We start from the raw sequence: 19,419 nt of genomic DNA, 5'->3' as shown, positions 1-19,419 counted from the left end.
CAAACCCGCACAGAGCACAAATCTGCACATTTTTTGTGCTTATTGCATGATTTTATATCATTTTTCCGACTCGCGCTAGGCGCTAATTTAGCGGCAGCGCGGTTCCGGCGATCTATTTTGCTCGCAGGAACCTACAGCGGGGAAACGTGTGCCAACCGGACCCGGTTCCGGGCAATCTTGATAGAACCTTTAAAACTCGGAGATTTCATGAGACCGTGCTGATCTACCGGACCTTTAGTCCCCGCTCAGCGCTCCGCTCGCGACCCTTCGTTCACACTTTTTTAATCCAAAACCGTCGCTCCGATGCAAACTGGCACGGGAAATGCGTTCTTCTGGTTACCCCGGAGGCGCGGTATCGTCGCGATGCCGCTTCCTCAGGATGGCTCAACCATGAACGTCACGGCCTGAGAGATAAAATATGACCAAGTATAAGCTCGAGTACATCTGGCTCGACGGGTACACCCCGGTACCGAACCTGCGTGGCAAGACGCAGATCAAGGAATTCGACACCTTCCCGACGCTCGAACAGCTGCCGCTGTGGGGCTTCGACGGTTCGTCGACCATGCAGGCCGAAGGCCGCTCGTCCGATTGCGTGCTGAAGCCGGTTGCGCTTTATCCCGATCCGGCCCGCACCAACGGCGCGCTGGTCATGTGCGAAGTCATGATGCCGGACGGCGTCACCCCGCATGCAACCAACGCCCGCGCGACCATTCTCGACGATGAGGATGCCTGGTTCGGTTTCGAGCAGGAATACTTCTTCTACCAGAACGGCCGTCCGCTCGGCTTCCCGGAACAGGGTTACCCCGCTCCGCAGGGTCCCTATTACACCGGCGTCGGTTACTCGAACGTTGGTGACGTCGCCCGCGAAATCGTCGAAGAACATCTCGACCTCTGCCTGGAAGCCGGCATCAACCACGAAGGCATCAATGCCGAAGTGGCCAAGGGCCAGTGGGAATTCCAGGTTTTCGGCAAGGGCTCCAAGAAGGCCGCCGACCAGATCTGGATGGCACGTTACCTGCTGCAGCGCCTGACTGAAAAGTACGGCATCGACATCGAATATCACTGCAAGCCGCTCGGCGACACCGACTGGAACGGCTCGGGCATGCACTGCAACTTCTCGACCAAGTACATGCGCGAAGTCGGCGGCAAGGACTATTTCGAAGCGCTGATGGCTGCTTTCGACAAGAACCTGATGGACCACATCGCCGTCTACGGTCCGGACAACGACAAGCGCCTGACCGGCAAGCACGAAACGGCTCCGTGGAACAAGTTCTCCTACGGCGTTGCCGACCGCGGCGCTTCGATCCGCGTGCCGCACTCGTTCGTCAAGAACGACTACAAGGGCTACCTGGAAGACCGCCGTCCGAACTCCCAGGGCGACCCCTACCAGATCGCTTCCCAGGTTCTGAAGACGATCGCCGAGGTCCCGACCAACCGGGCTTCCGCCGCCGCCTGATAGAAGGCTCGGCAATCGGTAGATGAGAAGACGCCGGCCTCAGTGCCGGCGTTTTTCGTTTTCGGATTAGGAAGGAAGTTCAGGCGCGCGCCCGCAGCCCGTCTATGAAGAGCTGCTCCAGAAACCGCGCCGCATCCTCGAAACGCCCCTCGCCCGCATAGTCCTGGCCGAGCACGGCGCGTACCTGCACGTCGAAGTCGGCATAATGCTGGGTCGTCGACCAGATCGAGAAGATCAGGTGGTAGGGATCGCATTTGGCGATCTTGCCGGACCGCGCCCAGGCGCGGATCACCTCCGCCTTTTCGTCGACCAGTTCCTTCAAGGGACCTTTCAGCTCATCCTCGATATGCGGCGCGCCCTGCAGCACCTCGTTGGCGAAAAGCCGGCTTTCGCGGGGGAAATCGCGGGCCATTTCGAGCTTGCGGCGGATATAGGAGCGGATTTCGGATTCGGGGTTGCCCTCGGCGTTGAACGCCCGCAAAGGCTCCAGCCAGGTGAACAGGACCCGGTCGATCAGGTGACGGTGGATCGCCTCCTTGGTTCGGAAATAATAGAGCAGATTGGGCTTCGACATGCCGGCAGCCTCGGCGATCTGGTCGATCGTGGCGCCGCGGAAACCGTTCTGGGAAAATACGTCGAGCGCCGCTTCGAGGATGCGCTCCTCCTTCTCCTCCTGGATGCGGGTGCGTCTCTGCGTCTTCGCCGCCCTCGGGATGGCCATGCGTGTCCCTGCCCTCTTCCGCGTCCATTCGCGCTTTAGAAATTCCGCTGGATTTTTCTTGATTTTCGTCTTGAGTGGCGCGGCGGAAATAGTAATGTTTTACCAAGCGGTCAAATTATCGGCGACAAGCGGAATAAACGCAATGCCGATCTTCAAGTGCTATGGCGCGCGAAGGACCGACGGGAACGAAAAGCATGCCGCCCGCTCCGGGTGGACGTAAAACAGGCGAGGACTAAAAAATGGTGGCAGCACCCGGCGAGAACTTGCGCATCAACGGCGATCGTCTCTGGGACATGCTCATGGACATGGCGAAGATCGGCCCCGGCATTGCCGGCGGCAACAATCGCCAGACGCTGACCGATGCCGACGGCGAAGGCCGCCATCTCTTCAAGCGGTGGTGCGAAGCCGAGGGGATGACGGTCGGCGTCGACAGGATGGGCACGATGTTTGCCACCCGCGCCGGCACCGACCCGGATGCGCTGCCGGTCTATGTCGGCAGCCATCTCGACACCCAGCCGACCGGCGGCAAATATGACGGCGTTCTCGGCGTGCTCGGCGCGCTGGAAGTGGTGCGCACCATGAACGACCTCGGCATCAAGACCAAGCACCCGATCGTCGTCACCAACTGGGCGAACGAGGAAGGCGCGCGGTTTGCGCCGGCCATGCTGGCATCGGGCGTGTTCGCCGGCGTGCATTCGATCGACTATGCCTATGGCCGCAAGGATCCCGAAGGCAAGACCTATGGCGACGAGCTGAAGCGCATCGGCTGGCTCGGCGACGAGGAGGTCGGCGCGCGAAAAATGCACGCCTATTTCGAATACCATATCGAACAGGGGCCGATCCTCGAAGCCGAGAACAAGCAGATCGGCGTCGTCACCCACTGTCAGGGCCTCTGGTGGCTGGAATTTACGCTGACCGGCCGCGAGGCGCATACGGGCTCGACGCCGATGAACCTGCGCGTCAACGCAGGCCTTGCCTTCGGCCGCATCCTCGAAATGGTGCAGGCGGTGGCGATGTCCGAACAGCCGGGCGCCGTGGGCGGCGTCGGCCAGGTGTTCTTCTCGCCCAACTCCCGCAACGTGCTGCCGGGCAAGGTGGTCTTCACCGTCGACATCCGCACGCCGTCCCAGGAAAAGCTCGACCGCATGCGGGCGACGATCGAGAAACAGGCCACTGAAATCTGCGAGCCGCTCGGCGTCGGCTGTTCGGTCGAGGCGGTCGGCCATTTCGATCCGGTAACCTTCGATCCGGTTCTGGTCGGCCGGGTCCGCGAAGCGGCCGAAAAGCTCGGCTACAGCCACATGAACATCATCTCCGGCGCCGGCCACGACGCGTGCTGGGCCGCCAAGGTGGCGCCCGCGACGATGATCATGTGCCCCTGCGTCGGCGGACTTTCGCACAACGAGGCGGAGGAGATCTCCAGGGAATGGGCGGCAGCCGGCGCGGATGTCCTGTTCCATGCCGTGCTGGAGACGGCGGAGATTGTGGAGTAGCATCGCAACCGCCAACCTTGAGACAGGAAACGGACAATGGGACGACCGAGGGAAATATCGCCCGAAGAGCGGGCCGAACTGATCCGCCAGGGATACCGGCCGATCGAGATCTGGGTGCCGGACCTCACCCACGAAGCCTTCCGCCGGCAGGCGGAGGAAGAAATGCGCCGGATCGCAGAAGCGGATGCGAAAGAAGACATTGAGGACTGGATCGAAGCGGTTGGCCCAACGGATTGGGACAAGCCGTGAAGTTGGGCCGAGGAGACGTCGTGATCGCGGTCTTTCCTGGTGAACTTGGCAAACCTCGGCCCGCCGTCATTCTTCAGGCTGACGAGTTTCTCGTGACCTATACGACGGCTCTTGCCTGCCCTTTGACGACCCATCTGCTTGAGGCACCGCTTCTTCGGCCGATCATCGAGCCCAGTGCTCAGAACGGACTTCAATATCCGTCGCAGGTCATGGTCGAAAAGATCACGCCGGTCAGAAAAGAGGTCATCGGCCAGCGGATCGGCCGATTGGCCGACAGCGACATGAGGCAGATCGAAGTTGCGCTCGTCCACGTCACCGGCTTGACGCACACCATCGCGCCCGTAAGGGAACCGACAAGAAAAGGGGAACAACAATGACCACAGTCATCAAAGGTGGAACCATCGTCACGGCCGACCTGACCTATAAGGCGGATGTGAAGATCGACGGCGGCCGGATCATCGAGATCGGTCCGAACCTTTTCGGCGATACCACGCTCGACGCCGCCGGCTGTTACGTCATGCCGGGCGGGATCGATCCGCATGTGCATCTGGAAATGCCGTTCATGGGCACCTATTCCGCCGACGATTTCGAGAGCGGCACGCGGGCAGCACTTGCCGGCGGCACCACCATGGTCGTCGATTTCTGCCTGCCCGAGCCCGGCCAGTCGCTGCTCGACGCGCTGAAACGCTGGGACAACAAGGCGACCCGCGCCGATTGCGACTATTCCTTCCACATGTCGGTCACCTGGTGGGGGGAGCAGGTCTTCAACGAGATGAAGGCGGTCGTCGCCCATCACGGCATCAACACCTTCAAGCATTTCATGGCTTATAAGGGCGCACTGATGGTGAACGACGACGAGATGTTCGCCTCGTTCTCGCGTTGCGCCGAGCTCGGCGCCCTGCCGCTGGTCCATGCCGAAAACGGCGACGTGGTCGCCGCCATGCAGACCAAGCTGATGGACGAGGGCAATAACGGCCCCGAGGCACACGCCTATTCCCGTCCCGCCTCCGTCGAGGGCGAGGCGACCAACCGCGCCATCATCATTGCCGACATGGCAGGCGTGCCCCTCTATGTCGTCCACACATCCTGCGAACAGGCCCATGAAGCGATCCGCCGCGCCCGCCAGAACGGCATGCGCGTTTATGGCGAGCCGCTGATCCAGCACCTGACGCTCGACGAAAGCGAATATTTCAACAAGGACTGGGACCACTCGGCCCGCCGGGTGATGAGCCCACCCTTCCGCAGCAAGCAGCATCAGGACAGCCTGTGGGCGGGCCTTGCCTCCGGTTCGCTGCAGGTAGTGGCGACCGACCACTGCGCCTTCACGACTGACCAGAAGCGCACCGGTCTCGGCGATTTCAGAAAGATCCCGAATGGAACCGGCGGTCTCGAAGACCGGCTGCCGATGCTGTGGACGCATGGCGTCGCAACCGGCCGCATCACCATGAACGAGTTCGTGGCGGTGACCTCCACCAACATCGCGAAAATCCTCAATATCTATCCAAGGAAGGGCGCGATGCTGGTCGGAGCCGACGCGGATATCGTCGTTCTCGATCCGAACAAGTCGAAGACGATCTCGGCCAAGACCCAGCAGTCGGCGATCGACTACAACGTCTTCGAGGGCAAGGAAGTGACCGGCCTGCCGCGCTACACGTTGACCCGCGGCGTGGTCGCGATCGAGGACGGGGCGATCAGGACGCAGGAAGGTCACGGCCAGTTCGTCAAGCGCGAGCCTTATCCTGCGGTGAACAAGGCGCTGTCGACCTGGAAGGAACTGACCTCGCCGCGCAAGGTGGAACGGTCAGGCATTCCGGCCAGTGGGGTTTGAACAGCAACGATGCCTTTTGCGTGGCATACCCCCCTCTGCCCTGCCGGGCATCTCCCCCTCAAGGGGGGAGATAGATCTGTGGCAAGGCCCCGCCCAAAACAGAAGCCGCAGATTGCCGGATTGACCGAGATTACGGAAGCTGCAGAAACGAGGCTCGATAAAGCGCGAAGCCCGCGAGCCTTGCCGATCTCCCCCCTTGAGGGGGAGATGTCCGGCAGGACAGAGGGGGGTGGCGCCACGAACTCGTCCGCGCAAGACCTACCCCTTCACCAGCCCGTCAAGCTCCGGCAGCAGCACGACGCTTTCCTGTTCGTTCGGGTCGGTGCGGGCGATCACCGCCGAGCAGGGCGCGTCGGAAATGTTGGCCGGCAGGTGCGGGACGCCGGCGGGAATGTACATCATCTCGCCGGCCGAAAGTTCGGCGCATTCCTCCAACCGATCGCCATACCAGGTGACGGCGGAGCCGGAGAGCACATAGATCGCCGTCTCGTGGGTTTCATGCAGATGGGCCTTCGCCCGTGCGCCCGGCGGAATGGTAAGGAGGTGCATGCAAATGCCTTTGGATCCGACCGTTTCCGCCGCGATCCCCTCGAAATAGCTCAGGCCCTGCTTGCCGTCATATGCCGCACCGGGTTTGACGACACGGCAGGTGGGCTTTGATGCATTGTCCATTGCCAATTTCCTCTGTCGAACGGGATCTGCCGCCAGCATATCATGACGGTTCGGGAGCGGGAGCCAACGAAAAGAAGATCAGCACACCGCAATGATCGATATCCTGCGCAACGGCGATGTCTATACTGTACGCTTCGCCGACGGATTTGAATGGGGGCCTTTCGAGACATGTCATTGAATAACATCCGCTTCACCATCGCATTCCCGATGCTTGCCGCAATCTCGGTTGCCGTTCCCGCCGGGGCCGCGACCTTTCTCGACGGCGCCTATGGCAGCAAGGAAGGCTGCACTTACGCCGAGACCGGAGAATCGTCCGGCGCCGACGATTTCCTGCTGCTCAACGACGAGGGGGTGACGACATCCGTTTCTGCCTGCGAATTCAAGGGCGCTCCCAAGAAGACGGCAAACGGTTTTACCATCAAGGCACAATGCGATGCCGAAGGGGAAGTCGGGCCGGAAGATGTTGCGACGCTCACCAAATCCGCCAAAGGCTACACCGTCAGCTTCCCGGGCGGCACCAAACTGGGACCCATGCCGAAATGCCGATGAACAATGCTCCATCCTCCGTCGTCTCGGCCAGCAAGCTCGGCCTCACCTTCGAGACCGGCGACGGCCCGGTTCACGCGCTGTCGAATGTCGACCTCACGGTGAACAAGGGCGATTTCGTCTCCTTCATCGGCCCGTCCGGTTGCGGCAAGACAACGTTCCTGCGCGTCATCGCCGACCTCGAAAAGGCGACCGCCGGCGAGATCACCGTCAACGGCATGACGCCGGAAGAGGCGCGCAAGTCGCGCTCCTACGGTTACGTCTTCCAGGCGCCGGCGCTTTATCCCTGGCGGACGATCGAGAAGAACATCGCCCTGCCGCTCGAAATCATGGGTTACTCATCAGTCGATCGGAAAGCGCGCATCGAGCGTACCCTCGATCTCGTCAACCTTGCGGGCTTCGGCAAGAAATACCCCTGGCAGCTTTCCGGCGGCATGCAGCAGCGCGCCTCGATCGCCCGCGCGCTCGCCTTCGATGCCGATCTTTTATTGATGGACGAACCTTTCGGCGCGCTCGACGAGATCGTCCGCGATCACCTGAACGAACAGCTGCTGAAGCTCTGGGCGCGCACCGAAAAGACCATCTGTTTCGTCACCCACTCGATTCCGGAGGCGGTCTACCTCTCGACCCGCATCGTCGTCATGTCGCCGCGTCCGGGCCGAGTGACCGACGTGATCGAATCGACCTTGCCCAAGGAACGCCCGCTCGAAATCCGCGAGACGCCGGAATTCCTGGAGATTGCGCATCGGGTGCGCGAGGGGCTGAGGGCGGGGCATAGTTATGAGGAGTGACGCGTTGTTTTCCGGGGATACCCCCCTCTGTCCTGCCGGACATCTCCCCCTTAAGGGGGGAGATCGGAGAGTAGCGCAGTCTCGCCCTCAATTCGCTTTGGAGATTGCCGTAGCGGTGATGCTCAATGCTTTGCAACGCGGTCACGTCTGGTCGATCTCCCCCCTTGAGGGGGAGATGTCCGGCAGGACAGAGGGGGGTGGCTCCGGGCCGAGATGTGAGAGGTCCGCGGCATGAAACCCGACTCCCTCGCACAACGCATCATCCCCGTCCTTGCTATCCTCATCGCCATTGTCGCCATCTGGTACGTCGCCGCTTATTTCATGAACGCGCCGTTTCAGCGGGATCTCGATCGGCGCGCCAACGTCACCTCCACGACGATGGAGTTCATCGGCAAGACGATGGCGCAGCCGAAGCCTATTCTGCCGGCGCCGCATCAGGTGGTGAGCAACGTCTTCGAGAACACGTTTCTGCGCAGCGTCACGTCGAACCGCAGCCTCGTCTACCATTCCTGGGTGACGCTCTCCTCAACGGTTCTCGGCTTCACCATGGGCACGCTGACCGGCATCCTGATCGCGGTCGGCATCGTGCATCTGAAGGCACTCGACCGTAGCCTGATGCCGTGGATCATCGCCTCGCAGACCGTGCCGATCCTGGCTGTGGCGCCGATGGTGATCGTCGTACTCGGGGCCCTCAACATCACCGGCCTTCTCCCCAAGGCGCTGATCTCGACATATCTCTCCTTCTTCCCCGTCGCGGTCGGCATGGTGAAGGGTCTGCGCTCGCCCGAAATCATTCAGCTCGACCTGATGCGCACCTATTATGCCAGCGGCGCCCAGACCTTCTGGAAACTCCGGGTACCGGCGTCCATTCCCTTCCTGTTCACCTCGATGAAGGTGGCGATCGCCGCGAGCCTGGTTGGCGCGATCGTCGGCGAACTTCCGACCGGTGCCGTCGCCGGCATCGGCTCGAAACTGCTGGCCGGTGCCTATTACAGCCAGACGATCGACATCTGGGCCGCACTGATTGCCGGCTCGGTACTGGCGGCGTTTCTCGTTGCCATCGTCGGGATCATCGCCAAGATCGTCGATCGCTCCATGGGCGGGAGGCCGGCATGACCGCGGTTCTTCGTTCCTGGCAGGGCACCTTTGCCCTGCTCCTCTGTCTCGCCGCCCTCACCTCGCTGCCGCTGATGGCGCGCGACGCCCCTTCGCCGTTCGGCACCGGCAGCTTCACCGTCATCTTCCTGCTCGTCGCCGGTGCGGCGCTCGCCTCGTTCAGCAGGCTTTCTCCGCCTCTCCTTGCAATGACCCTGTTCGTCGCCCCCCATCTCGCCGTCTGGCTGCTGCTCGCGGGCATTGCTGGCAACGAGGGCAAGGCGACGTTTGCCTTCTTCCTGATGGTCGCGGCCTGCTGGCTGATTGCCTGGCGCTGCGTCACGGTCCTGTCCGGCATCCGCGCCAAATCCAAAACCGGAGATACGTTCCTGCGCCTTTTGATCCCCGCGATCTTCGGCGCCTGGATCCTGATCCTCTGGGAGGCGGCGACACGCGGCGCCGGCATTCCCTTCATCATCCTGCCGCCGCCGTCCTCAATCGGCGCAAGGCTCGCAAGCTCGGTGCCGATCCTCTGGGCGGACGTGCAACAGACGATCTTCAAGGCCGTGCTGTTCGGGTATGTCGTCGGCTGCGCCTCCGGCTTCGTCGTCGCCATCCTGGCCGACCGCATCGCCTTCCTGCGCCGCGGGCTGCTGCCGATCGGCAACATGGTCTCGGCGCTGCCGATCATCGGCGTCGCGCCGATCATGGTCATGTGGTTCGGTTTCGACTGGCAGTCGAAGGCCGCCGTCGTCATCATCATGACCTTCTTTCCGATGCTGGTGAACACTGTGGCAGGGCTTGGGGCTTCGGGCGCCATGGAGCGCGACCTGATGCGCTCCTACGCATCCGACTACTGGCAGACGCTGATGAAACTGCGCCTGCCGGCCGCCATGCCGTTCATCTTCAATGCGCTGAAGATCAACTCGACGCTCGCGCTGATCGGCGCGATCGTCGCGGAATTCTTCGGCACGCCGATCGTCGGCATGGGCTTCCGGATCTCGACCGAGATCGGCCGCATGAATGTCGACATGGTCTGGGCCGAAATCGCTGTTGCAGCGCTGATCGGTTCGGTTTTTTATGGCGTCGTGGCGCTTGGCGAAAGAGCGACGACGTTCTGGCATCCGTCTAACCGCGGTGGTTAGGCGCTTAAAATCCGGCCCGTTTCGGCGGAACCGGCAACCTCAGAGGGAAGGATAAAAAACATGAGAAAAATTCTCGTTGCGCTGATGGCGGGCGCCATGTCGCTCGCAGCAGCCCAGGCGGCGATGGCCGCCGACAAGGTGACCCTGCAGCTGAAATGGGTCGCTCAAGGCCAGTTCGGCGGTTACTACGTCGCCAAGGACAAGGGCTTCTACAAGGAAGAAGGCCTCGACGTCACGATCAAGCCGGGCGGCCCGGACATCGCCCCCGAACAGGTGATCGCCGGCGGCGGCGCAGACGTGATCGTCGACTGGATGGGCGGAGCGCTGGTCGCCCGTGAAAAGGGCGTGCCGCTCACCAACATCGCCCAGCCCTATCAGAAATCCGGCCTGCAGATGATCTGCCCGAAGGACGGCCCGATCAAGACCGAAGCCGACTTCAAGGGCCACACGCTCGGCGTCTGGTTCTTCGGCAACGAATATCCGTTCTTCGCCTGGATGAACAAGCTCGGCCTGAAGACCGACGGTGGCAAGGACGGCGTCACGGTGCTGAAGCAGAGCTTTGACGTGCAGCCGCTCATCCAGAAGCAGGCGGACTGCATTTCGGTCATGACCTATAACGAATATTGGCAGGCGATCGATGCCGGCTTCAAGCCGGACCAGCTCGTCGTCTTCAACTTCTCTGCCATGGGCAACGACCTGCTCGAGGACGGCCTCTACGTGATGGACACCAAGCTCAAGGATCCGAAGTTCAAGGAGACCATGGTGAAGTTCGTCCGTGCGTCGATGAAGGGCTGGAAATACGCCATCGCCAATCCTGCCGAAGCAGCCGGGATCGTCATGGACAATGGCGGCCAGGACGAGAACCACCAGAAGCGGATGATGGGCGAAGTGGCAAAGCTGATCGGCACCGGTACTGGCAAGCTCGACACCGCCACCTACGACCGCACGGTCAAGGCGCTGCTCGACCAGAAGATCATCACCAAGAAGCCGGAAGGCGCCTATACGAGCGAGATCACCGACGCGGCATTGAAATAATAATCGCCAGTCGCCCGCTGAGGGAGAACGCTCGGCTATCGGTTGCGCGTTTTCTAAATTTTTCTCACTCAAATCATAACTAAAACTCATTCGTCTCATAACGGCAGCGGATTGATTTGTGCAACGCAAACACGTAGAAGTGGGGGCGCTGATGAATCTTTCGCTGCCGGTCTTGTAACTGTTTTATGCGGTTACCACCTTGATCCGGGTTGCTGAGCGCTGAGGGGGCGTAAGGCGGCCGGAGCGGTTCCCAGCGGAATATTTGCCCCTTACCTTCAATTTGAAAGTAGTCGCATGTTTCGCAAGTTCACCCAGTCTGCCGGGAACCCGGCTCTCAAGCTTGCCCTCGGCGCAAGCATCGCCCTTGCCGCAAGCTCTGCACTGAGTCCCAGTTCCGCGTTTGCGCAGGAAGCGGCGGCCAAGCCCGCCCCGGCGCAGACGGAAATCAAGCTGCCTTCCATCGTCGTAACCGAGGCAATCGAGAAGCCGCTGGTTGACCGCGTCATTGCCACCGGCACGGTCAGGCCCGTCGAGGAAGTCTATGTCCAGCCGCTCGTCGACGCCCTGTCGATCAAGACGCTGAATGCCGACGTCGGCGACGAAGTGAAGGCCGACAGCGTGCTTGCGATGCTGAACGACGACGCGCTGCTTCTCCAGAAGAGCCAGCTCCAGGCCAATAAGGCGAAGGCTCAAGCTGCGGTTGCGCAATATCAGGCGCAGGTTATCGAGGCTCAGGCCAACGTCGCCGACACGACGCGCCAGCGCGACCGCCTCCAGAAGCTCAGCCAGAGCGGAACCGGCACGGTGTCGCAGCTCGAACAGGCATCCGCCGCCGTCGAGGTCGCTCAGGCGCGGCTGAATGCTGCCAAGCAGGCGGTAGCCGTCGGCGAATCCGACACCAAGGTGGTCGAGGCCCAGATCGAGGATATCAACCTCAAGCTCGCCCGCACGGGCGTGAAGGCACCGGTGGCGGGTGTCATTTCCGCCCGCACCGCCAAGGTCGGAGCGATCGCCAGCGGCACCGGAAATCCGCTCTTCACGATCATCAAGGACGGCGCGATCGAACTCGTCGCCGACTTGTCCGAGACCGATATCCAGAAGATCAAGGCCGGCCAGAAGGCGATCGTCACGGTCGCCGGCGGCAAGGTGAAGATCGAGGGCAAGGTTCGGCTCGTCTCCCCGACGGTCGATGCGGTCACCCGCCTCGGCGCGGTGCATATCGTCATCGACGATGAAACCGGCGCACGCTCGGGCATGTATGGCAGCGCCGAGATCGTCATCACCGAGACCAATGCCCTGGCGCTGCCGCTCTCGGCCGTCACCACCGGGCGGAACGGTTCCACCGCCCGCAAGGTCGAGGACAATGTGGTCAAGCAGGTGAAGATTGAAACCGGCATCCAGGATGGCGGTTTCGTGCAGGTCGTCAGCGGTCTTACGGCCGGTGACATTGTCGTTGCGAAGGCCGGCGCCTTCGTCCGGGACGGCGACAAGATCGCTCCGGTCCCGGCCGAACCCGCCGCTATTGCGAACTGAGGTTGAGCCGCATGAACTTCTCTGCTTGGTCGATCCGCAATCCGATAGCGCCGATGCTCGGTTTTGCCCTGCTGCTTATTGTCGGCATTCAGTCGTTCTACGCGCTGCCGATCACCCGTTTCCCGAACATCGACGTTCCGGTCGTGTCGATCACCGTCACCCAGAGCGGCGCCGCCCCTGCCGAACTGGAAATGCAGGTGACGAAGGAAATCGAGGACGCTGTCGCCTCAATCAGCGGCATCGATGAAATCCAGTCGACGGTGACCGACGGCCAATCGCAGACGGTCGTCGTCTTCCGCATCGAAAAGCCGACGGCCGAAGCCGTGCAGGATACCAAGGACGCGATCGACAAGATCCGCAGCGACCTTCCCGCCGGCATCGAGGAGCCTGTCGTCACCAAGGTCGACGTCGAAGGCCAAGCGATCCAGACATTCGCCGTCTCCTCCCCGAACATGACGCTCGAAGAGCTCTCCTGGTTCGTCGACGACACGGTCAAGCGCGCCCTGCAGGGCCAGCCCGGCGTCGGCCGCATCGACCGTTACGGCGGCTCCGACCGTGAAGTCCGGGTGTCGCTGAACCCCGCCAAGCTCGACGCCTATGGCATTACCGCTGCCGATGTCAGCACCCAGATGCGCGGTACCAACGTCGATCTCGGCTCCGGCCGCGGCCAGGTGGCCGGCAACGAACAGACGATCCGCACGCTCGGCGATGCCCGCAGCGTCGCTCAGCTTGCCGACACGACGATCACGCTGCCCAACGGCCAGTTCGTCAAGCTGACCGAGCTCGGCACCATCACCGACACCTACGAGGAGCCGAAATCCTTCTCGCGCTTCAACGGCACGCCATCCGTCACTTTCGCCGTGTTCCGCGCCAAGGGCGCAAGCGAGGTCTCGGTCGCCGAAACCGTCGCCACCAGCCTCGATGGAGTGCGCAAGACCAATCCGAACGTCGCGATCGAAATGGTCGACGACTCCGTCTACTTCACCTACGGCAATTACGAAGCTGCCCTCCATACGCTGGTGGAAGGCTCGGTCCTCGCCGTCATCGTGGTGTTCCTGTTCCTGCGGAACTGGCGCGCGACGCTGATCGCGGCGGTCGCCCTGCCGCTTTCGGCGGTGCCGACCTTCTGGATCATGGATCTCATGGGGTTCTCGCTGAACCTCGTCAGCTTCCTGGCGCTGACGCTTGCGACGGGTATTCTCGTCGACGACGCGATCGTCGAGATCGAGAATATTGCGCGGCATATCAAGATGGGTAAGACGCCCTATCGAGCGGCGCTCGAGGCGGCGGACGAAATCGGTCTCGCCGTCATCGCCACCAGCTTCACGATCATTGCGGTGTTCGTGCCTGTATCCTTCATGCCGGGCGTCCCGGGCCAATACTTTATCCAGTTCGGCCTGACCGTTGCTTTCTCGGTGTTCTTCTCGCTTGCTGTGGCGCGACTGATCACGCCGCTGATGGCTGCCTATCTGATGAGCCCCGAAGACGGGATGGAAGACCATCACGACAACGACGGTTGGATCATGAAGGCCTATACGCGCCTCGTCACCGGCACGACCCGTCGCTGGTACTGGCGATATACGACGATGCTGGCCGCGATCGGCTTCCTGATCGGCTCGGTCATGCTGCTCTCCCAGGTCCCCGGCAGCTTCCTGCCGCCGGACGACTCTTCGCGCGTCGTATTGTCGGTGGAACTCCCGCCGAACGCGACGCTCGACGAAACGGCCACCAGCACCGACGTCGTCTATGATGCGATACGCCACATCGACGGTGTCGAGAGCGTCTTCATCCTCGGCGGTGCTTCGCCGAAGGGAGACCTCGAACTGCGACGCGCAACCGTGCGCGTCATCCTGCAGAACATCGACCATTCGCTGGTAAAGACCCTGGTCAACAAGGGCCTGGGATCGATCCCCCTCATCCGCGACTTTGTCCCGAAGATGAAGGAAAACGGCCGCACGCGTCCGCAATGGGATGTCGAAAAGGATATCTTTGCAGCTGTCCGATCCATTCCGGATGTGCGGATCTCCAAGGTCAACGACCGCGCGGAACGTGACCTTTCGTTCAACTTCCTCTCCACCAGCGAGGCGGACCTGACCGAAGCCGTCAGCATGCTGGAATCGAAGCTGCGGGCCTCGCCGGTCCTCGCCAACGTTTCTTCGGAAGGCGCCCTGCCCCGTCCGGAACTGCAGATCCGGCCGCGCATGGCGGAGGCCTCGCGCCTCGGCATCACGCCGCAGCAGATCGCCCAGACCGTCCGCGTCGCGACGATCGGCGATGTCGATGCCAACCTTGCCAAGATCTCGCTCGACGACCGGCAGATCCCGATCCGCGTCCAGGCCTCGCTCGACGTCCGCCGCGATCTCGCCTCGATCCGCGCCTTGAAGATCAAGACCGCGGCCGGTGCCAGCGTGCCTCTCTACAGCGTCGCCGACATCGACTATTCGGAAGGCCCGAGCTCGATCAAGCGCAACGACCGCAACCGCGTGGTCGCAATCGGCTCCGACGTGCCCTTCGGCACTGCGCTCGATACCGCATCTGCCGAGTTCAAGCGCATCGTCGCCGAGACCGAATTGCCGAAGACGGTTCGTCTGGCCGAAAGCGGCGACGCCAAGGTGCAGGCAGAAATGCAGCAGAGCTTCGGCAATGCCATGCTGATGGGCCTGATGCTGGTGCTCGTGGTGCTGATCCTGCTCTTCAAGGACGTCATCCAGCCCTTCACCATCCTGTTCTCGCTGCCGCTTGCGATCGGTGGCGTGGCGGTGGCGCTGATCATCACCCAGAACGCGCTGTCGATGCCGGTCCTGATCGGTATCCTGATGCTGATGGGTATCGTCACCAAGAACGCCATCCTTCTGGTGGACTTCGCGATCGAGATGAAGCGGCAGGGCATGGAACGGGTCCATGCCATGGTGGAAGCCGGCCGCAAGCGCGCCCGTCCGATCATCATGACTTCGATTGCCATGTCGGCAGGCATGCTGCCCTCGGCGCTCGGCGTCGGCGAAGGCGGCTCCTTCCGTGCACCAATGGCAATCGCCGTGATGGGGGGCATTATCGTCTCGACGGTGCTCTCGCTTCTCGTCGTGCCGTCCTTCTTCCTGATCATGGACGACCTGTCGCGCCTGCTCGGCAAGATCTTCGGCCGCATGGTCGGCAAGAAGGAACAGGAAGACTTCGGTCTTTCCAACGAGGAACTCAGCCAGGAGGCGCGCAAATACGCTCAGTCGATCGCGGCCCTGGAAGAACGCCTCAACCAGATGGAACGGCAGACGAGCGCCAACGACGATCGTTCTCCCGGCGCCCAAGCCAGCAGCAAGGTGCTACGCCTGCCGCCTCTGGCCGCGGAATAAGTATCATCTCCAGACTATATTTCGGCGACGCCGGGCCTGTTGGCCCGGCGTTTTTCGTTGGAAATAACCGGCTCGCGGAGATTGCAGAAAAATTGCACGGATTTGATCGATGTCAAAATCAGATTTCATGAACCTGTTATTTTAGCAGTATCGGGAATGCGCGGCGGTTCGGGTTATGGAAGAGACGACGGATATGATGAACAGCAATTTGAAGCTCAACAACAGGGATCGGGCCGTCCTCATGAAGACGCCTTTCCTGACCAGCCTGAGCGGCAATTCGCTCGTCCGGATGATGTCGGCCATGAGCGTCGTCAGCTTGACGAACCGCAAATCGATCTTCCGCGAAGGCGAGAATGCTGACGCTTTTTTCTGCGTTCTCAGCGGCTATGTGCGACTTTACCAGCTCAATCGGGACGGCCGCGAGGCGGATATCCGAATCTGCAGCCCGGGCGACACGTTCGCTGAATGTCTTCTTTATGGCGGTACGAAATACCGCTACCACGCCCAGACGGCCGAAGCCACGACGCTTGCCCGTTTCGACATGCAGGCGGTGCGGGATCTGGCCGAACAGGAGCGGGATATCGCCAAGGCGGTGATCACTTCGCTGTCAAAACACCTCATCACCACGATGGACTGCGTCGCCAACGACAGGTTGCATACGGCACCGCAGCGGGTGGCCGACTATATACTGAAAAGATGCCCTGTGGATGGCGGCCCGGCCTCCATCCGCCTGCCTTTCCAGAAGAACCTGCTCGCGGGCATGTTGGGATTGGCTCCCGAGGCGCTCTCCCGCGCATTCTCCACTCTCCGGCGGACCGGAGTGACGGTGCGCGGGCGAGTGATCCAGGTCGTCGACGTGCAGGCCCTGCGCGAAATCTGAAGTTCAAGAAGCGAGATCGGGCGGGCGGGCCTGGGCTCTCTTTGGATGCATGCAGCGATACTGGCGGTGGGACCGCAGCATGCAGATAAGGCCGGTGGCTTCGAGGGGCCGCCGGCCTCAATCTTTTCAAAGCCCGCCCTGCTCCTTCAGGAAACGGACCACATGGTCCACGCCGACGCCGCGCTTCAGATCGGTGAACAGATGCGGCTTGGCCTCGCGCATGCGGTACGCGTCGCGGTCCATCACGTCGAGATCGACGTCGACATAGGGAGCCAGATCCTTCTTGTTGATGATCAGCAGGTCGGAGCGGGTAATCCCCGGACCGCCCTTGCGCGGGATTTCCTCGCCCTGGCAGGTGGAGATCACATAGATGGTGATGTCGGCAAGATCGGGCGAAAAGGTCGCCGCGAGATTGTCGCCGCCCGATTCGATGAACACCACGTCGAGATCCGGGAAACGCTCGTTAAGCCCCGCGATCGCCTGCAGATTGATCGTCGCGTCCTCGCGGATGGCGGTATGCGGACAGCCGCCGGTCTCGACGCCGACGATGCGGTCGGAAGACAACGCCTGGCAGCGCACCAGCGCCTCGGCATCCTCCTTGGTATAGATATCGTTGGTGACGACCGCGACGGAATAATCCTCCCGCATCGCCTTGCAGAGCTTTTCGGTCAGTGCCGTCTTGCCGGAGCCGACAGGCCCGCCGATACCGACGCGCAAAGGTCCGTTCGCCGATTTCATGTGTCGTCCTTTCATTCTTCCAGACTTCAGCTTAGGCCCGCTTTCAGGAGCGGAAAAGCCGCGAATGTTGCGTTTCATGCCGAAGCGAAGCTATTTCCGCCTGCACTGCCGCACCGCCGAGATCGTCAAGCGTGGCAAGGCTTGCCTTCTCGGCAATCTGGCTGATCAGGTCCTCGATCTCGGCGAGGATGGCCACCCCTTCCACCTGCCCGGAAACCCCAAGCCTGATACCGGCAGACACCGATTGCGAGACGGCCGCATGCAGATAGGCTGCCAACGCCTGCGCTGCCGCTACGCCATGCGCCGCCGCAACCGCGCCGACTGCGACCGGGAAGGGCACAGCCGGCGGCAGGCGATCGAGGACAGGATGCGGCCAGGCGGAGGCGGCTGAAGCGAACGCCTGGCCAAGCGACAATGTCTCCACGTGGCGCTCTGCGGAGCCTGCAAGCGCCAACCCCAGTTCGGCCACCTCCTTCAACGCGGCCTCGTCCTCGAACTGCCGCCAGGCTTCGCCGAACAGCACGGAGTCATTCCACAAGGCGCCGTGCCCCAGCAGGCTCGTCAGCCAGGCGATCAGGCCTGCCGCATCCTTGACGAGGCCATCGTGCACCGCCCGTTCGAGCCCGCCCGAATAGGCGAAACCGCCGATCGGAAAGGCCGGCGAAAGCCAGGCCATCAGCTTCAGAAGCACCTTGGTGTCGAGGTTGGTCACTAAGGCTCAATGTCCATGATGGTCGTGGCCGTGGGAACCATGCGAATGGTAGGCTCCACGGGCCGGCTGGAACCCTTCCTCGACCTCGGTGACCGTGGCGCCCAACCCTTCCAGCATGGCGCGGATCACATGGTCGCGCAGGATGAGGATACGGCCCTCCTCGATCTGCGCCGGCAGATGCCGGTTGCCGAGATGCCAGGCGAGTTCGATCAGGTGCAGCGTGTCGCGACCCTTGATCTCGAAGAGTTTTTCCGGGGCCGCGTGTACTTCGATCGTATCGCCGTTCTCAAGCACCAGCCGATCGCCGTGATGGAAAAGCACAGCCTCCTTGAGGTCGAGCATCACCATCTCGCCATCGGAGAGATGCAGCAGCTTGCGGCGCAGATGCCGCAGGTCATGTGGCAGCGTGACGATATCGATCGGCGGATCTGTGACCACGCCGGCCGGATGATAGGAATGGACGTGCTGCATGGAATGCTCCGAGGTCAATTGAAAAGCTTGAGTGAGAGGGTAAGCGTCTGCGGCACCGGATTCCAGAGGCCGGTTCGTATCCCGGCTGTGCGAAGTGCGGCGGCGGTCCAGGTATTGCAGCCAACAAATGCGTTGAAATAGCCGTTTGCCTCGAAGAACCGGTCATTATCGCCATAGCCCGCCTCCGGCACCACAGCCACCTCGCCTGCCTGACGGATGAAACTCGTCTGGATGAACGCCAAAAGCCGTTGGAATTCCGCCGCCTCCAGGTCGAGCGGCATCACCGCCGGATGACGTTCGTCGATACCGCCGGCAACGTCCACATGCATGACTGAACTGTCGATCGTCAGTGCCCGCAACACCGGAAGCGGCTTCAAATCAGCCCAGGTCGGCGTTTCAAGATAGAAGGCCCGCCCACCCCAGCCGAGCACCAGCCATTCCGCACCGGGGTCGGCAACCGGGATTCCGGACCGCTCCAGAAAAGCGAAGGCGGTGCGGGTATCCTCAGCCAGCGGAATGGCAATGTCCGTGTGGATCGGGTTGGACAGAACCAGGACGCGCCTTTGCGTCGCCGGTTCCGCCGCCCGGCTCGGCGCAAACAACGGTCGCGGGATGAACGTCCCGACGGCCACCACGACAACCACGAACAGAACCGCAGCGAGGAGCCAGCGCAAAAACGTCTTCATTCAGGGGCTCCGAGGTGCCAG

The 19,419-nt window shown here is 61.9% G+C and carries 19 protein-coding genes; 13 read left to right on the top strand and 6 right to left on the bottom strand.

From position 1 onward, the window contains the following. The first annotated feature begins 418 nt into the window (after positions 1 to 418). A complete protein-coding gene (locus MOV63_RS16040) occupies positions 419 to 1,456 on the top strand; it encodes a glutamine synthetase beta-grasp domain-containing protein (protein WP_038544528.1) in 1,038 nt (345 codons plus the stop codon). Between the two features lie 79 nt (positions 1,457 to 1,535). Here MOV63_RS16040 and MOV63_RS16035 read toward each other — a convergent pair whose 3' ends face one another. Beyond that, a complete protein-coding gene (locus MOV63_RS16035) occupies positions 1,536 to 2,177 on the bottom strand; it encodes a TetR family transcriptional regulator C-terminal domain-containing protein (RefSeq protein ID WP_247034854.1) in 642 nt (213 codons plus the stop codon). A 239-nt stretch (positions 2,178 to 2,416) separates the two neighbouring features. Between MOV63_RS16035 and MOV63_RS16030 the strand changes: the two genes are divergently transcribed. The 4 genes from MOV63_RS16030 to hydA are packed head-to-tail and all read left to right on the top strand — an operon-like array spanning position 2,417 to position 5,747. Next, positions 2,417 to 3,670, top strand: a complete 1,254-nt coding sequence (locus tag MOV63_RS16030) for a Zn-dependent hydrolase (RefSeq protein WP_247034853.1) — start codon at positions 2,417 to 2,419, stop codon at positions 3,668 to 3,670. A 36-nt stretch (positions 3,671 to 3,706) separates the two neighbouring features. Beyond that, positions 3,707 to 3,919: an antitoxin MazE-like protein gene (locus MOV63_RS16025; protein ID WP_247034852.1), complete on the top strand. Its 213-nt coding sequence runs from the start codon at positions 3,707 to 3,709 to the stop codon at positions 3,917 to 3,919. Then, positions 3,904 to 4,296, top strand: coding sequence for a type II toxin-antitoxin system PemK/MazF family toxin (locus MOV63_RS16020; RefSeq protein WP_247034850.1), 393 nt, complete (start codon positions 3,904 to 3,906; stop codon positions 4,294 to 4,296). Before MOV63_RS16025 ends, MOV63_RS16020 begins: the two co-directional genes overlap by 16 nt. Continuing rightward, positions 4,293 to 5,747: a dihydropyrimidinase gene (hydA, locus tag MOV63_RS16015; protein ID WP_247034848.1), complete on the top strand. Its 1,455-nt coding sequence runs from the start codon at positions 4,293 to 4,295 to the stop codon at positions 5,745 to 5,747. The genes MOV63_RS16020 and hydA overlap by 4 nt, the downstream gene beginning before the upstream one ends. Positions 5,748 to 6,005: 258 nt before the next feature. Here hydA and MOV63_RS16010 read toward each other — a convergent pair whose 3' ends face one another. Beyond that, a complete protein-coding gene (locus MOV63_RS16010) occupies positions 6,006 to 6,419 on the bottom strand; it encodes a cupin domain-containing protein (RefSeq protein WP_247034847.1) in 414 nt (137 codons plus the stop codon). 168 nt (positions 6,420 to 6,587) lie between these two features. Here MOV63_RS16010 and MOV63_RS16005 point away from each other — a divergent pair, with 168 nt between their 5' ends. From MOV63_RS16005 to MOV63_RS15970, 8 genes are all read left to right on the top strand, one after another. Next, entirely contained in the window at positions 6,588 to 6,968 is a 381-nt protein-coding gene (locus MOV63_RS16005; protein ID WP_247034845.1) for a hypothetical protein, read from the top strand. Continuing rightward, positions 6,965 to 7,756 (top strand): ABC transporter ATP-binding protein, encoded by a 792-nt coding sequence (locus MOV63_RS16000; protein WP_247034843.1) that lies wholly within the window; start codon positions 6,965 to 6,967, stop codon positions 7,754 to 7,756. Before MOV63_RS16005 ends, MOV63_RS16000 begins: the two co-directional genes overlap by 4 nt. A gap of 231 nt (positions 7,757 to 7,987) precedes the next feature. After that, positions 7,988 to 8,872, top strand: a complete 885-nt coding sequence (locus MOV63_RS15995; protein ID WP_247034840.1) for an ABC transporter permease — start codon at positions 7,988 to 7,990, stop codon at positions 8,870 to 8,872. Then, positions 8,869 to 9,996 carry an ABC transporter permease gene (locus tag MOV63_RS15990; protein WP_247034838.1) on the top strand — a complete coding sequence of 376 codons (1,128 nt, stop codon included), beginning with the start codon at positions 8,869 to 8,871 and terminating at the stop codon, positions 9,994 to 9,996. The genes MOV63_RS15995 and MOV63_RS15990 overlap by 4 nt, the downstream gene beginning before the upstream one ends. 60 nt (positions 9,997 to 10,056) lie before the next feature. Further along, positions 10,057 to 11,031: an ABC transporter substrate-binding protein gene (locus tag MOV63_RS15985; RefSeq protein ID WP_038544547.1), complete on the top strand. Its 975-nt coding sequence runs from the start codon at positions 10,057 to 10,059 to the stop codon at positions 11,029 to 11,031. Positions 11,032 to 11,325: 294 nt separating this feature from the next. Beyond that, positions 11,326 to 12,564: an efflux RND transporter periplasmic adaptor subunit gene (locus tag MOV63_RS15980; protein ID WP_247034836.1), complete on the top strand. Its 1,239-nt coding sequence runs from the start codon at positions 11,326 to 11,328 to the stop codon at positions 12,562 to 12,564. 11 nt (positions 12,565 to 12,575) lie between these two features. Continuing rightward, the gene (locus MOV63_RS15975) at positions 12,576 to 15,911 is read left to right on the top strand and encodes an efflux RND transporter permease subunit (RefSeq protein ID WP_247034834.1); all 3,336 of its coding nucleotides are present in this window, start codon (positions 12,576 to 12,578) and stop codon (positions 15,909 to 15,911) included. Positions 15,912 to 16,107: 196 nt separating this feature from the next. Next, entirely contained in the window at positions 16,108 to 16,791 is a 684-nt protein-coding gene (locus MOV63_RS15970; protein ID WP_038549526.1) for a Crp/Fnr family transcriptional regulator, read from the top strand. Between the two features lie 126 nt (positions 16,792 to 16,917). Here MOV63_RS15970 and ureG read toward each other — a convergent pair whose 3' ends face one another. The 4 genes from ureG to MOV63_RS15950 are packed head-to-tail and all read right to left on the bottom strand — an operon-like array spanning position 16,918 to position 19,398. After that, the gene (ureG, locus tag MOV63_RS15965) at positions 16,918 to 17,529 is read right to left on the bottom strand and encodes an urease accessory protein UreG (protein ID WP_038544550.1); all 612 of its coding nucleotides are present in this window, start codon (positions 17,527 to 17,529) and stop codon (positions 16,918 to 16,920) included. Positions 17,530 to 17,572: 43 nt separating this feature from the next. Beyond that, complete coding sequence (locus tag MOV63_RS15960; protein ID WP_247034891.1) at positions 17,573 to 18,205, bottom strand: urease accessory protein UreF; 633 nt, start codon at positions 18,203 to 18,205, stop codon at positions 17,573 to 17,575. Positions 18,206 to 18,247: 42 nt separating this feature from the next. Next, on the bottom strand, positions 18,248 to 18,712 hold the full coding sequence (gene ureE, locus MOV63_RS15955) for an urease accessory protein UreE (protein ID WP_247034832.1): 465 nt from the start codon (positions 18,710 to 18,712) through the stop codon (positions 18,248 to 18,250). A 14-nt stretch (positions 18,713 to 18,726) separates the two neighbouring features. Further along, the gene (locus MOV63_RS15950; RefSeq protein WP_247034830.1) at positions 18,727 to 19,398 is read right to left on the bottom strand and encodes a TIGR02117 family protein; all 672 of its coding nucleotides are present in this window, start codon (positions 19,396 to 19,398) and stop codon (positions 18,727 to 18,729) included. Positions 19,399 to 19,419: the final 21 nt, after the last annotated feature.

Origin of the sequence: Neorhizobium sp. SHOUNA12A, assembly GCF_023006505.1 — a bacterium.
Taxonomy (GTDB): Bacteria; Pseudomonadota; Alphaproteobacteria; order Rhizobiales; family Rhizobiaceae; genus Neorhizobium.
This window is presented reverse-complemented; position numbering and strand designations above follow the sequence as displayed.

What these genes read in the sequence shown, in the direction of transcription:
- MOV63_RS16040 (WP_038544528.1), top strand. Translation starts at nt 419, where the DNA reads ATGACCAAGTATAAGCTCGAGTACATCTGGCTCGACGGGTACACCCCG.
- MOV63_RS16035 (WP_247034854.1), bottom strand. Translation starts at nt 2,177, where the DNA reads ATGGCCATCCCGAGGGCGGCGAAGACGCAGAGACGCACCCGCATCCAG.
- MOV63_RS16030 (WP_247034853.1), top strand. Translation starts at nt 2,417, where the DNA reads ATGGTGGCAGCACCCGGCGAGAACTTGCGCATCAACGGCGATCGTCTC.
- MOV63_RS16025 (WP_247034852.1), top strand. Translation starts at nt 3,707, where the DNA reads ATGGGACGACCGAGGGAAATATCGCCCGAAGAGCGGGCCGAACTGATC.
- hydA (WP_247034848.1), top strand. Translation starts at nt 4,293, where the DNA reads ATGACCACAGTCATCAAAGGTGGAACCATCGTCACGGCCGACCTGACC.
- MOV63_RS16010 (WP_247034847.1), bottom strand. Translation starts at nt 6,419, where the DNA reads ATGGACAATGCATCAAAGCCCACCTGCCGTGTCGTCAAACCCGGTGCG.
- MOV63_RS16005 (WP_247034845.1), top strand. Translation starts at nt 6,588, where the DNA reads ATGTCATTGAATAACATCCGCTTCACCATCGCATTCCCGATGCTTGCC.
- MOV63_RS16000 (WP_247034843.1), top strand. Translation starts at nt 6,965, where the DNA reads ATGAACAATGCTCCATCCTCCGTCGTCTCGGCCAGCAAGCTCGGCCTC.
- MOV63_RS15995 (WP_247034840.1), top strand. Translation starts at nt 7,988, where the DNA reads ATGAAACCCGACTCCCTCGCACAACGCATCATCCCCGTCCTTGCTATC.
- MOV63_RS15990 (WP_247034838.1), top strand. Translation starts at nt 8,869, where the DNA reads ATGACCGCGGTTCTTCGTTCCTGGCAGGGCACCTTTGCCCTGCTCCTC.
- MOV63_RS15985 (WP_038544547.1), top strand. Translation starts at nt 10,057, where the DNA reads ATGAGAAAAATTCTCGTTGCGCTGATGGCGGGCGCCATGTCGCTCGCA.
- MOV63_RS15980 (WP_247034836.1), top strand. Translation starts at nt 11,326, where the DNA reads ATGTTTCGCAAGTTCACCCAGTCTGCCGGGAACCCGGCTCTCAAGCTT.
- MOV63_RS15975 (WP_247034834.1), top strand. Translation starts at nt 12,576, where the DNA reads ATGAACTTCTCTGCTTGGTCGATCCGCAATCCGATAGCGCCGATGCTC.
- MOV63_RS15970 (WP_038549526.1), top strand. Translation starts at nt 16,108, where the DNA reads ATGAACAGCAATTTGAAGCTCAACAACAGGGATCGGGCCGTCCTCATG.
- ureG (WP_038544550.1), bottom strand. Translation starts at nt 17,529, where the DNA reads ATGAAATCGGCGAACGGACCTTTGCGCGTCGGTATCGGCGGGCCTGTC.
- MOV63_RS15960 (WP_247034891.1), bottom strand. Translation starts at nt 18,205, where the DNA reads ATGGCCTGGCTTTCGCCGGCCTTTCCGATCGGCGGTTTCGCCTATTCG.
- ureE (WP_247034832.1), bottom strand. Translation starts at nt 18,712, where the DNA reads ATGCAGCACGTCCATTCCTATCATCCGGCCGGCGTGGTCACAGATCCG.
- MOV63_RS15950 (WP_247034830.1), bottom strand. Translation starts at nt 19,398, where the DNA reads ATGAAGACGTTTTTGCGCTGGCTCCTCGCTGCGGTTCTGTTCGTGGTT.